Annotated in this window: 15 protein-coding genes; 4 read left to right on the plus strand and 11 right to left on the minus strand. The window is 35.8% G+C overall.

What is annotated here, in order from left to right:
* Positions 1-807 carry a M48 family metallopeptidase gene (locus BMW64_RS14045; protein ID WP_090000589.1) on the plus strand — a complete coding sequence of 269 codons (807 nt, stop codon included), beginning with the start codon at positions 1-3 and terminating at the stop codon, positions 805-807.
* A gap of 91 nt (positions 808-898) precedes the next feature.
* Positions 899-1,213: a hypothetical protein gene (locus tag BMW64_RS14050; protein WP_090000590.1), complete on the plus strand. Its 315-nt coding sequence runs from the start codon at positions 899-901 to the stop codon at positions 1,211-1,213.
* A 37-nt stretch (positions 1,214-1,250) separates the two neighbouring features.
* On the opposite strand, the gene BMW64_RS14055 is transcribed toward BMW64_RS14050, so the two are convergent.
* From BMW64_RS14055 to pgi, 9 genes are all read right to left on the minus strand, one after another.
* Positions 1,251-1,745, minus strand: coding sequence for an outer membrane beta-barrel protein (locus BMW64_RS14055; protein WP_228400930.1), 495 nt, complete (start codon positions 1,743-1,745; stop codon positions 1,251-1,253).
* Positions 1,746-1,845: 100 nt separating this feature from the next.
* Positions 1,846-2,661, minus strand: coding sequence for an ABC transporter ATP-binding protein (locus BMW64_RS14060; RefSeq protein WP_090000591.1), 816 nt, complete (start codon positions 2,659-2,661; stop codon positions 1,846-1,848).
* Positions 2,661-3,413, minus strand: coding sequence for an MlaE family ABC transporter permease (locus BMW64_RS14065; RefSeq protein WP_090000592.1), 753 nt, complete (start codon positions 3,411-3,413; stop codon positions 2,661-2,663). Before BMW64_RS14065 ends, BMW64_RS14060 begins: the two co-directional genes overlap by 1 nt.
* A gap of 103 nt (positions 3,414-3,516) precedes the next feature.
* Complete coding sequence (locus BMW64_RS14070) at positions 3,517-4,887, minus strand: exopolysaccharide biosynthesis polyprenyl glycosylphosphotransferase (RefSeq protein WP_090000593.1); 1,371 nt, start codon at positions 4,885-4,887, stop codon at positions 3,517-3,519.
* Positions 4,888-4,928: 41 nt separating this feature from the next.
* A complete protein-coding gene (locus tag BMW64_RS14075) occupies positions 4,929-5,558 on the minus strand; it encodes a 7-carboxy-7-deazaguanine synthase QueE (protein WP_090000594.1) in 630 nt (209 codons plus the stop codon).
* A 7-nt stretch (positions 5,559-5,565) separates the two neighbouring features.
* Complete coding sequence (locus BMW64_RS14080) at positions 5,566-6,450, minus strand: bifunctional 5,10-methylenetetrahydrofolate dehydrogenase/5,10-methenyltetrahydrofolate cyclohydrolase (RefSeq protein WP_042722558.1); 885 nt, start codon at positions 6,448-6,450, stop codon at positions 5,566-5,568.
* 26 nt (positions 6,451-6,476) lie between these two features.
* Positions 6,477-6,767, minus strand: coding sequence for a type II toxin-antitoxin system RelE/ParE family toxin (locus tag BMW64_RS14085; RefSeq protein WP_090000595.1), 291 nt, complete (start codon positions 6,765-6,767; stop codon positions 6,477-6,479).
* The gene (locus BMW64_RS14090) at positions 6,757-6,975 is read right to left on the minus strand and encodes a hypothetical protein (RefSeq protein WP_090000596.1); all 219 of its coding nucleotides are present in this window, start codon (positions 6,973-6,975) and stop codon (positions 6,757-6,759) included. Before BMW64_RS14090 ends, BMW64_RS14085 begins: the two co-directional genes overlap by 11 nt.
* A gap of 42 nt (positions 6,976-7,017) precedes the next feature.
* Entirely contained in the window at positions 7,018-8,658 is a 1,641-nt protein-coding gene (pgi, locus tag BMW64_RS14095) for a glucose-6-phosphate isomerase (protein WP_090000597.1), read from the minus strand.
* Between the two features lie 184 nt (positions 8,659-8,842).
* Between pgi and BMW64_RS14100 the strand changes: the two genes are divergently transcribed.
* Entirely contained in the window at positions 8,843-10,273 is a 1,431-nt protein-coding gene (locus tag BMW64_RS14100) for a glycoside hydrolase family 125 protein (protein WP_090000598.1), read from the plus strand.
* Between the two features lie 71 nt (positions 10,274-10,344).
* Here the strand turns inward: BMW64_RS14100 and BMW64_RS14105 are convergent, their stop codons facing one another.
* Positions 10,345-11,253, minus strand: a complete 909-nt coding sequence (locus BMW64_RS14105; protein WP_090000723.1) for a DUF4349 domain-containing protein — start codon at positions 11,251-11,253, stop codon at positions 10,345-10,347.
* A 202-nt stretch (positions 11,254-11,455) separates the two neighbouring features.
* Between BMW64_RS14105 and BMW64_RS14110 the strand changes: the two genes are divergently transcribed.
* Entirely contained in the window at positions 11,456-12,814 is a 1,359-nt protein-coding gene (locus tag BMW64_RS14110) for an acyl-CoA dehydrogenase family protein (RefSeq protein WP_090000599.1), read from the plus strand.
* 91 nt (positions 12,815-12,905) lie between these two features.
* Here BMW64_RS14110 and BMW64_RS14115 read toward each other — a convergent pair whose 3' ends face one another.
* Positions 12,906-13,283 carry a DoxX family protein gene (locus BMW64_RS14115; RefSeq protein WP_090000600.1) on the minus strand — a complete coding sequence of 126 codons (378 nt, stop codon included), beginning with the start codon at positions 13,281-13,283 and terminating at the stop codon, positions 12,906-12,908.
* Between the last annotated feature and the right edge of the window lie 44 nt (positions 13,284-13,327).

Genomic DNA, 13,327 nt, shown 5'->3' on the forward strand with positions numbered 1-13,327 from the left:
ATGAAATTTACACATTTATTAGGAATAGGAGCGATGGCTCTTACCGTTGCAGCTTGTACTACCAACCCGATCACGGGAAGGTCTTCTTTACAGCTGGCAAATAACTCGGAAATCCTGACAATGTCTGCTCAGGAATACAAATCAACGTTAAATAAATCAAAAGTAATCACAGGAACGGCAGATGCAAAAAAGGTGGTAAATGTAGGATCGAGAATAAAATCTGCAGCTGAAAGATATTATCAGTCTATTGGTCGTTCTGCGGACCTTGCCAACTACAACTGGGAATTTAACCTTATTCAAAGCAATGAGCTCAATGCATGGTGTATGCCAGGTGGAAAAGTAGCCGTTTATACAGGGATTTTACCAATTACAAAAAATGAAAACGGACTAGCCGTTGTGTTGGGGCACGAGGTGTCTCATGCTTTAGCAGGTCATGGTAATGAAAGAATTTCTCAGGCCATGGTAGCACAATATGGCGGAGCAATCTTAGGAGGAACTATTTCTAATGCTCAATGGGCAAACGTATTTGAAGCAGTATATCCTATCGGTTCTCAGGTCGCGTTGTTGAAATATGGAAGAAATCAGGAATCTGAAGCTGACCAAATGGGGCTTTACCTGATGGGGATGGCAGGATATGATCCTAGAGAAGCAATTCCTTTCTGGGGAAGAATGGAAGCAGCGTCTAAAGGAGCGAGACAGCCTGAATTTTTATCTACCCACCCGAATCCTGAAACGAGAATTTCAGACATTAATAAAGATTTACCTAAAGCTTTAGAATATTATAAGGCTGCAGGTGGAAAAATATAATCACTAAAGAAATTTAATCTTGTAAGGCCTTATTGAATTTTTATTAAATTTGGTAAGGCCATTTAGTTTTATTAATCTTAAGCACAACACTATGAAAAATTTAACAATAATAGGACTTATTCTTTTAGCGTTATCTATACTTCTGTTTTATCTAACGGCTAATAATTTTACAATTAATGATTTGGGAATGCCTCATATCATGGGAATTTTAGGAGGTATAGGCATTGGTTTAATCATCGGCGGAATGGTGGGGTATGTTAGCAAAGGAAGCGCTATAAAAGCTGAACAGAAAAGAAAAGAATTTCAAAAGCTTCAGCAGGAAAAAGAAGAACTGGAGAAAAGAGCGGCAGATATCGCCAGACGTGAAGCCGAGCTCAATCTTAGAAATGAAAATCCTCAGGTCTGAAGAACTGAGGATTTATATTATTATTTTAAATTTAATTTTAAAACTTATACCCGACGCCTATCATAAAAAGATTTGGCCTGTTATCATATCGGATCTCTTCTCCTGATACTCTGTTGATAAAGTTTCTCGAATCTTTACTGAAGGCTCCTTCATATCTTGCATTCAGGATCAGTTTTGAGATTTCTACCTGAGCACCAAACTGGTATCCTACGGTAAAATTATCTCTTGCATTTTCTTTAAAATCGTTGAATGTGTCTTCTTTTGCTAAGTTGTAACTTGCCACCGGACCTACGAAAACGCCCAACGTATTTCCTAAAATATTATACCCTAAAAGAACAGGTAGATCAATTCTGCTGCTTTTTACATCAAAAGTGGTGTTGTCTGCAGTAAACTCATTCTTAAAATTGGTATAATACAATTCCGGCATTAGATAAAATGAAGTAGGTAATCCTACTTTTAAAGACAAACCTACGTTGAAGCCGGCATTGTTCTTTCCTTCTCCTTCAATTGCTTGGTTTACTGTTCCTTTAATATTCTGTCATGAAGGTGATCCTGTAGGAAATATTATATTTGCTTTACCTGCCAGAGAGATCTGTGCGGAAGCGAATATAGAAAAACCTATTAACGCTATACTAAGAATCTTTTTCATTATCTTCTATTTTTGTAATTGTATTATCAATGGTTTTGTTATTCTCAAGCAAATATTCTCTCAGTTCTTTAAATAATTCTGATGAATAAACGAAATCAATAAGATTTTTATTGCCTGCTGTAATCAGAATGTCTTTGTTACCTTCCCATTCTTTGATTCCTAATCTGAGGTATACAATTTTCTCACCAATTGTCATTACAGAATTCATGTCGTGTGTATTGATGATGGTCGTTGTATTATACTCTTTTGTAATTTCCAGCAGCAGATCGTCGATGACATTGGATGTGTAAGGATCCAGCCCGGAATTTGGCTCATCACAGAAAAGGTATTTAGGATTGTTGACAATTGCTCTGGCAATCGCTACCCGTTTCTGCATTCCCCCGGAAATCTCGGAGGGAAATTTCTTATTGGCTTTATCAAGATGTACCCTTCCAATTACTTCAAAAACACGTCTTTTCTTTTCCCTGAATGTTAAATTGGTAAACATATCCAGTGGGAACATAATGTTTTCTTCAACCGTTAAAGAATCAAACAATGCACTTCCCTGAAAAACTGTTCCGATCTCGGAACGAAGATGTTGCTTTTCATCCCTTGACATGACATTGATGTCTTTGCCATCAAAAAGAATCTCTCCTGAAGTAGGTTGATAAACATTCAATAGGCTTTTTAGGAATACGGTTTTTCCGGAACCACTTTGCCCAATAATCAGATTTACTTTTCCTTTATCAAAAGTTGTTGAAATTCCTTTTAATACTTCAACTTCATCAAAACTTTTCTTAAGATCTTTTACCTCAATCATTAGCTTAATATTAATTGGGTTAATAGTAATTCTGAAAGGATAATGAATACCATCGTCCACACCACTGCCTGCGTACTGGCTCTACCTACTTCCAGTGAACCCCCTTTTACATTATATCCGTAATAAGAAGGTACTGTTGCTATAATGAAAGCAAAAACAATTGTTTTTGTAAATGCATAGTAAATAAACAGATTCGGCATATACGTCTGAATTCCGACAATATAATCATTGGTTGTCCAGTTTCCGGTTAAAATACCCGCGATATAACCTCCGCCGATACCAAATACAATACTTATTGCAATTAATAAGGGGTTAAATATGACACAGGCGACAATTTTTGGTAAAATTAAAAAGTTAGGAGAGTTTACTCCCATAATATCAAGAGCGTCAATTTGCTCTGAAACCCTCATTGTTCCTATACTTGAAGCAATGTAAGATCCTACTTTACCGGCAAGGATAAGGCTGATAATGGTTGGGGAAAATTCCAAAACCAAAACGGCTTTTGTAGCGTATCCTACAAATGAAGGAGGAATGGGAAACGAAGAAGCATCAAAATTATTGAACATCTGAATGGCCACAACAGCTCCTACGAATATAGAAGTAAAGATCACAAGGCCAAAAGAATTAACGCCCAGATCATTTATCTCTCTCATGAGGAGCTTCCAGAAAACATTCATTTTCTGCGGCTTCTGCATAGATTTACCAAGAAGGATGATGTATTCTCCGACTGCTGTAAAAAACTTTTTTAACATTCTGCTAAATTAGACTTTTTTTTTTTAATTAATTAAAGATTGAGATCAGATACAGGCTCTGTTCAATATTCTTTTTAGTATATCATAATATAGACCAAAATTTTTATTTTGCATTTTTATCTCCGCCAATAACCAAGAGAATGGTCTTTAAAACAATAACCAGATCGAGCATAAAACTCCAGTTTCTCACGTAGAAAGCATCTGCCAAAACTCTTTTGTTCATTTCCACTTCTACATTTCCGGCATCACCGCGTAAGCCATTTACCTGAGCAAGGCCTGTAATTCCGGGTGTTACCACGCTCCTGAGGCTGTATCTTCCGATCTTCGGTTTGTAATAATTATCTACTGCAAGCATATGAGGACGGGGTCCTACAATTGACATATCCCCTTTCAGAACATTAATAAACTGTGGCATCTCGTCAAGGCTGGTTTTTCTCAGAAATTTACCGAATGGGGTAATTCTTATATCATTTTCTGCTGTTGTTTTTGTGGCAGACTGGTCATTCACCACCATTGTCCTGAATTTAATACATTTAAAAACTTCTTCGTGAAAACCATATCTTTCCTGTATAAAAAAAACGGGACCTTTTGATGTCATTTTAATCACAATGGCGATAATAGGAAATAGCCAGGAACAGATTCCAAGTATTATTATTACAGAAAATACGATATCAAAACCTCTTTTTAATAAAAAATTAGAATAGAACTCAAGTGGATATTTTACCTGATTAAGAACTGGCTGGGTCTGAATATATCCCATGTCATACAAAAAGAAATCACTCTGCGTTATACTGGGAATCAGTGAGATGTGTACTTTATTAGCTTCTGCGAGTCTGAAAATTTCTTTTTCTGTACTTGGTGTATAAGTATTCTCCAGCGGGATAAATAAGGTATGAATACCGTTTTTTTTCCAGAATTCTATCAGTTCGTCAATTTTTATTTCATCTTTTTTGTATTCGAAAATCTTATACCCGTAATCTTTTCTCTCTGTTAATATATTTTTTAAAACATCTGTAGAACTGTTTTCATGAAGGAACATGATATTCCTGTGATTGATACCAAGACTTCGGGCATATTTTATTCCGAAGAAGATCATTGACCTTACTAAAAAAATAAAAAAGAAAAGATAAAATGAAAGCCAGTAAATATCTGAATTAAAAAAGACGTTATAACTTACTTTTCCAATTAATAGCACTCCAAGGATGAACAACAGGAAATGAATAAGAATTCTTTCCAGAAACAAGGTATACGTAAGATTTCTCGGAATATTGTAAATTCTTGTTCTGCTACTCAGAAGCATCCAGAACAAAAACAGCAATATCAAAGAAAAGGAATTCTGATACCAGGTTTCCTTGTTGTATGTCAAATTTTGATTTCTTGTTACAAAAAAGAATATAAAAATAGATGCAATAACCAAAAGGTCAAGCAAAATAATGATTGATTTCAGGTATCTGGAATATCGTATTCTCTGCATCTATCTGAATTAACGGATACGAAAAGCTAATTTACATAAATTTATGGGATATTGAGATATTTATGTGTCTGGACTGATGCTCTCCATTTCGGATGTTCTAAAATAAAATCTGTAATTTTTGGGTACATCTCGTCACGTTTGCTCCATTCGCTCTGAAGATAGAGTGTACAATTTTTCGAAACTTTTGAAGCCTGTTCCTGGGCAAATTTAAAGTCATTGTTATTGAAAATGATCACTTTAAGCTCGTGTGCTTTTTGGTAGATTTCTTCTTTTGGTAATCCTGTTTTTTTAGGAGAAAGCGTAATCCAGTCGATTTGTCCGCTCATCGGGTAGGCTCCGGAAGTTTCAATATGAACAGTGCATCCCAACTCTTTTAATTTTGATGTTAAGATATCAAGATTCCACATTAAAGGTTCTCCACCTGTTAAGACTATTGTTTTACAGTGTCTTGCAGCGGTTTCTGCTATTTCTTCCGCATTCATTAATGGGTGTAAATTCGGATCCCAGCTTTCTTTTACATCACACCAATGGCATCCGACATCACAACCTCCTAATCTGATGAAATAGGCTGCTTTTCCGGTGTGCGCTCCCTCTCCCTGAAGAGTGTAAAAATGCTCCATTACAGGGAGCATTTTACCTTCTTTTAATAATATATCTTCTACTAAATTCATTTTAAAATTAGTCGTTATAGACTGAAGTCTTATACGCAATGATCGTATTTTTCATCAACATTGCTCTTGTCATAGGCCCGACACCTCCGGGAACAGGCGTGATCCAGCTAGCTTTTGCTGCACAGCTGTCAAAATCTACATCACCTGCAAGATAATACCCTTTCGGAGAATCATCGTCTACTCTTGTAATGCCTACGTCAACAATCACTGCTCCTTCTTTGATCATATCTCCTTTTAAGAAATGAGGATCTCCTAAAGCTGTGATAACGATATCTGCTTTTTTAGTATATTCTTCAATATCTTTTGTGTATGAATGTGTCAATGTCACTGTAGAATTTCCCGGGAAATCTTTTCTTCCCATCAGGATACTCATCGGTCTTCCTACGATTTTACTTCTTCCGATGATGACACAGTCTTTACCTTTTGTTTCAATATTATATCTTTCCAATAATGTTAAAATCCCGAACGGTGTAGCTGGCAGGAAAGTATCCATTTCCAGCGCCATTCTTCCGAAGTTTTCCGGATGGAAACCATCAACATCTTTTCTTGGATCAATAGCATTAATAATTTTTTCCTGATCGATCTGATCCGGTAGAGGCAACTGAACGATGAATCCGTCCACCGCTTTGGATTTATTTAATTCATCAATTTTTTCCAATAATTCGGATTCAGAAACTGTACTTGGAAATTTAACTAAGCTTGATTGAAAGCCTACTTCTTCGCAGTCTTTTACTTTTGAATTGACATAGGCTTTGCTTGCCCCATTGTTTCCTACAAGAATGGCTACCAAATGCGGAGCTCTTCTTTTTCCGGCAACAATTTTTTCAACTTCAGCCTTAATTTCCTGTTTTATTTCTTTGGATATTTTTAATCCATCAAGAATTTCTGCCATTTTTATTTATTACTTTTTATTAGATTTTATGGATATTTTTCCGGATTCTGATGAGTGCAGAAAACGGAAATTACATAAACGAATTTTTTAATTTCGTCAATATGAAATAAAATGATGTAAGGAAACTTTTTAAGAGGAAGTGCTCTCACATCATCATATCGAATTTGAAAAAAAGGATTTCTTTCTAATTGATCATATGCTTTTGAAATTTGTTTTTCAAAGTTGGATGCAATGGTGTTTGAAATTTCTTTATAATAATTTACAGCTTCCAAAATATCCTCATCTGCCTCGGGATATTGGAAAATTTCAAATGCCATGATTGTTTTTCAATTTTTTTAAAAAGTCTCTTGCCGGAGTAAACTTTTTGTGATTTTTGGCTTTTCTTTCATCAATCACCCTTTTCATTTCATCCGTCAGTTCAAAATCATCTTCGTTTTTTTCAAAGCTGATCTTCATTTTTTTCAAAAGATTTTCCATTAAAGTTTCCTCTTCTTTATTTTTAAGATGTATGGTAATGGTACTCATGTGTTTTATTTTTTATCAAAATTAATGAAAATCAGCAATAATTTATTTGTTTGCTTTATAATAATTAATCAGTCCGTTGGTTGAAGAATCATGTGAGCTAACCGTCTCATTGTTTTCAAGTTCCGGAAGTATTTTATTGGCTAAAACTTTTCCTAATTCCACGCCGAACTGATCGAAACTGAAAATATTCCAGATCACACCCTGAACAAATATTTTATGCTCGTACAAAGCAATCAGCTGTCCTAGCGAAAAAGGAGTTAATTCCTTGAATAATATAGAGTTGGTTGGCGTATTTCCCTGGAAGACCTTATAGTTTAATAAAAATTCAATTTCCTCGTCAGATTTTCCTGAAGCCTTTAATTCTGCTTTAACTTCTTCTTCTGTTTTTCCAAAGGCAAGTGCTTCAGTCTGAGCGAAGAAGTTCGCTAATAATTTATCCTGGTGGTCCGAAACTTTATTCAGACTTGTAGCATAAGCAATAAAATCTGCCGGAATCAATTCTGTTCCCTGGTGAATTAACTGATAGAATGCGTGTTGGCCGTTTGTTCCCGGCTCTCCCCAGATAATTGGCCCGGTTTCATATTCTACAAATTCACCGTTTCTGTCAACACATTTTCCATTACTTTCCATATCTCCCTGTTGGAAATATGCAGGGAATCTGTCTAAATATTGAGAATATGGAAGGATTGCGACTGTTGTAGCGGCATAAAAATTACGGTACCAAATACCGATCAATCCCATTAAAACAGGAATATTTTCAGCAAAATCTGCTGTCTGAAAATGCTGGTCTGTATCATATGCTCCTCTAAGCAACTGTTCGAAGTTTTCATAACCCACTGCTAGAACAATACTTAAGCCAATTGCACTCCACAATGAGTATCTTCCGCCAACCCAGTCCCAGAATTCGAAGATGTTCTCTTCTGCAATTCCGAAGTCTTTAACAGCTTGAACGTTAGTGGATAAAGCTACGAAATGCTTTGCTACATCTTCTTGTTTTCCTGCTTTTAAGAACCAGTCTCTTGCAGAATGAGCATTCGTCATCGTCTCCTGAGTCGTGAATGTTTTAGAAGCAATGATGAATAAAGTGGTTTCAGGATTTAAATTTTTTACAACTTCTGCAATATGATTACCATCTACGTTAGAAACAAAATGAATATTGAGCCTGGTTTTAAAATGTTTTAAAGCCGAAACTACCATCACAGGGCCCAAATCTGAACCACCGATTCCAATATTTACAACATCCGTAATTTCTTTTCCGCTAAAACCTTTGTGATCTCCTGAAATAATGCTTTCGGAAAAAGATTTCATATGATCCAGAACTTTTTTGATCTGAGGTTTGATATTTTGTCCGTCCACTACAATTTCTTTATCGGAGAAATCTCTCAAAGCTGTATGTAGAACCGCTCTTCCTTCCGTTTCATTGATTTTGTCACCCGAAAACATTTTGGAAATTGCATCTTTCAGTTCACATTCTTCAGCAAGATTCAGCAAAAGGCTTTTCACTTTAGAATCAATCAGGTTTTTAGAATAATCAAACAAAAAGTTGGTTCTTTTGATGGAAAATTCATTAAAACGATTCGGATTGTCTTTAAAAAGACTTCTTAAATCAAAATCATTGTTAGCAAATTGATCATCAAGCGCTTTCCAGCTGTTGGTTTGGGTAGGATTTATTTTTGATAGCATATATTTAGAAATTAGATTGTGACTTGGGAATTAGGATGGTTGAATGCCAAATCCCCATACAAAATTACTGATTGCAAATTTACGCAATTTTAATCCAATGATGTTAATGGATGATTAAAAATCAGTCCGCGATTTGGTGTTAATTCTAAAATTATTATTTTTAAAATTAAATATGATAGGCACAATGATCAACAGACGTAATTTTATCAAGAAATCATCATTAGGGCTTGGCTTTTTTGCACTGCCGGCATCTTCAAAATTTATTTATTCAGAAGATTACGTCTCAAAAAGGCCTGCAATTTCTCAGAGAAAATTTATCTCAGAAGCCATTGAAAGAACGATTAAAGATATCAAAAAATCAATTGCTGACCGGGAACTGGCCTGGATGTTCGAAAATTGTTTCCCTAATACTTTAGATACAACGGTAAAATTTTATCACAAAAATAATAAACCTTACACGTACGTTATCACGGGAGATATCGATGCGATGTGGCTCAGAGATTCTTCGGCGCAGGTTTATCCATATTTAAATCTGGCAAATGAAGATGAAAAGCTTAAAAATCTGCTTAAAGGGGTGATCAATAAACAGGTTGAATGTGTTCTTCTTGATCCTTATGCCAATGCTTTTTTTGATGATTCTCATAAAATAAGTGAATGGGAAGATGATTCTACACAAATGAAACCCGGAATTCATGAGCGAAAATGGGAGATTGATTCTTTATGTTATGTGATGCGGTTGTCTTATAATTATTGGAAAATAACTGGGGATTCTTTTGTTTTTGATGCAGATTGGAAAAAAGCAATGTTTTTGATTTTGCAGACTTTTACGGAGCAGCAGCGAAAAGATTCAAAAGGACCATATCATTTCCAAAGGTCTAACGGAAACCCTTTGGACACACAGTTTGCAGGCGGATTCGGGAATCCTACGAAAAAAGTCGGACTAATTCATTCGATGTTCAGGCCTTCGGATGATGCTACTTTTTATCCGTTTTTGATTTCTTCCAATATGTTTGCTGTGGTCTCTTTAAGGCAGACAGCTGAGATTTTTTCAACAGTTTTAAAAGATGAAATATCTTCGGATCAATTTAAAGGTTTAGCGAAAGAAGTGGATGAAGCGATTCAGAAATATGCTGTTTTAAATCATCCTGAAGCCGGAAAAATTTATGCTCTGGAAATCGATGGTTTCGGAAATGCTTTATTTATGGATGATGCAAATGTCCCGAACTTATTGTCGATTCCGTATTTAGGGTACGCCTCAAAAGATGACGTAGTCTATCAGAATACAAGAAAATTTTCTTTAAGTAAAGCAAATCCGTGGTTCAGTGAAGGGAAGTTTGCCAAAGGAATCGGCGGACCTCATATTGGAGAACATAAAATCTGGCCGCTCGGACTAATTATGCAGGCTTTAACAACTGATGACAATGAGGAAATTATTTCATGTCTGAAAATGCTTAAGACCACTCAAGCAGGAACGGGATTTATTCATGAGTCTTTTGATGTCGACAATCCTAAAGATTTTACAAGATCATGGTTCGCTTGGGCTAATACTCTTTTCGGTGAATTGATTCTTCATCTTCATAAAACAAAACCTGAAATTTTAAAGAGGAAATTTTAAGCATAAAACCTCCGGACTTTTCCAGAGGTTTTTAAGTTGAATATATGTTGATAACCGAAGGTTAGGGTAGCTTATATTTCACTGGTCGGCTGTTGCTTTTTGGAAGGTTTTCTTTTTCTCACAACATAAATGATTACAGCTCCGATTAATATAATTGGCCAAATAGTAATCAATCCTACTACAATTCTCTGAATTAAATAAAATCCTTCCACGAATGCCGATTTTACACCATATCCAAAGTCAAACTTATATTGATCATCAATGCTTTCGGTATTGGTAATAGCGATTGTAGCAACTCTTAATTTAGGTTCTTTAATGTAAATATCGACAGTACTATATTTTAAATTATCGGTTACGTCCATGTTTGCCAATTGCTGCTGATTGGCTTCTGCCATATTTTCATTACTCATATTCACTTTATCTTTATTAGTCTTCAGTTTGTGAATATTTTCTTCGGTTTTTTTGATTCTTTTTCCTTCCAGTTCAGCATATTTTATACCTGAAGTCACATCTTCTGCATTGATGGATCTTGAATTAAGAAATAGTTTCTTGTTATTTATTAAGGTCAGTAATTCACCAAGCTTAGCAGTCGGAACTCTTACCTGCATCGTATTCTCTGATTGGTATTTTTTAATCAGCATTGCTTCCTGATCTGATGTGTTATAGGTATCTTCCGAAATAACATTGCTTTTCAGATCACTGTGTGTTACAAATCCTCCAAGTTCCTGAACAGATTTTTCAATGGAAATAGTAGCGTCATAAACATCTTTTACTTCCATATTCACATTAGCGGTTTTAATGAACTGTTTGTCTTTTACGCTCATCGTTGCTGCAGATGAGATACTGTCTGAAATAATTGTTGTCGCAGAATCTGCTTCTGCACCGGCGTTATAATCTGCCGTAGCTTCTCCTTTTTTACATGAATAAATTCCCAGTAAAAGGGCGCTTGCTAATGATAGTCTGATGTACGTTGTTTTCATAGATTTATTTTTAATGTTTTGCTTAATCCAAAGTTCAGGCTGAATCATTTGTAATATTTGAAAATCACACGTAAAAGTTTTGTAAATAATATATAATGGATTAAATGTCTTACAATCAGTAATTTGTAAATTGTTCTGTCTGCATGGATACCATATTCGGATTGATTTTTGCTGATGTTTTACAAATTAAATTTCAAATAATATGTCTAATACTTTTTCCAAAATCAGAAACGCTATAGATTTATTCAGATCCATTGACTTTGATCAGCTGAGTGCTATTTCCCAAAAAGTAAATCTTCCGAAATTAATGGAGAACTTTTCTAAACTGGATGATAAGCAATTGAAAGGCATGATGAAAATGCTGGATCCCAACAAGAAAAAGAAAGATCTTCCGCCGATCGACGGAGATTTTTACGATATCTACCATACTTTAAGTCCGGAGCAAAGGGAAATTCAGCTTAAAGTAAGAGATTTTATGGAAAAAGAAGTGAAACCTTTGGTGAATCATTATTGGCTGCGGGACGAATTTCCACATGAATTGATCCCTAAATTCCAGAAATTAAACATTTGTGGCGTCACTTATGAAGGATACGGCTGTCCCGGATTACCTTTTTTAATGGAAGGAGTGCTAGCCATGGAAATGGCTAGAGTAGATGCTTCTATTGCTACTTTCTTTGGGGTACAGTCTGGCTTGTCAATGGGTTCAATTTATATCTGCGGCTCCGAAGAACAAAAGCAAAAATGGCTTCCTCAGATGCAGAAATTTGAAAAAATCGGAGCGTTTGGATTAACGGAGCCTGAAGTTGGATCCGGAGCGGCAGGCGGTTTAACGGTAACCTGCAAAAAAACTCCCGAGGGATGGGTTTTAAACGGACAAAAAAAATGGATAGGAAATGCAACATTTGCTGATATCATTATCATCTGGGCAAGAGATCTTGATGACGGCGAAGTGAAAGGTTTCATTGTTGAAAAAGATAATCCAGGATATGCTGTTGAAAAAATAAAAGGAAAAATGGCATTGAGAATCGTACAGAACGGATTGATTACACTCAAAGATTGCCTTATTACAGAAGAAAACCGTTTGCAAAATGCTAATTCATTTAAAGATACAGCAAAAGTTCTCCAGATGACCAGGGCAGGAGTGGCCTGGATGGCTACGGGTTGTGCCAGGGGAGCGTATGAAAGTGCTTTAGATTACACCAGAAAAAGAGAACAGTTTGGAAAACCAATCGCTTCTTTCCAGATGATTCAAGGACATTTGGTGGAAATGCTTTCTAATCTTACGGCGATGCAGACAATGGTTTTCAGGCTTTCCGAAATGCAGGATGAAGGAATTTTAAAAGATGAACATGCTTCTCTTGCAAAAGTTTTCTGTACCATGAGAACCCGCGATATTGTTTCAAGAGCCCGCGAGGTTATGGGCGGAAACGGAATCTTGCTGGAATATGATGTAGCAAGGTTCGTAGCAGATGCCGAAGCCATCTATTCTTATGAAGGAACGAAAGAAATAAACTCCTTGATCGTAGGAAGATCGATTACAGGCTTCAGTGCATTTGTTTAATGTCAATGGTCAATGGTCAATTCGCTATGCTTGTTAATTTAAAAAAAATCACTTGCAAAGTAAAATTGACCATTGACCATTCACTTATTAATCAGCTTACAAGATGTTTGTATTTTTCTCTGTTGTCGATGATCATCCATAGATTAATCAGAAACATTACGCCGGCAATTGCCATTCCCATTTCTGATTGATCCAGTGTAAATACGTGGGCAACAATGCCAACCATTACAGGCAAAATGACAATAGCTCCCAGCGCTCTTGTTTTTGGAAAAATGAACAGCAGTCCGCCAATGATTTCCACAGCTCCTACAAGGGGCATCAGCCAGCCTATTTCACCAAAAGCACTGAAGATTTTCATTTGCTCCGGTGTGGGTTTTTCCATAGGCATGTAGTTTAGAAATTTGTTTAATCCGGCATTAATAAACATTAATCCGAAAAGAAGGGACAGAATAAATTTTACAGCTTTCATAAAAAAGATATTTTATTAAAGTTAAATAAAATTATAATCCGTTG

Source organism: Chryseobacterium taichungense, assembly GCF_900109935.1.
Taxonomy (GTDB): domain Bacteria; phylum Bacteroidota; class Bacteroidia; order Flavobacteriales; family Weeksellaceae; genus Chryseobacterium; species Chryseobacterium taichungense.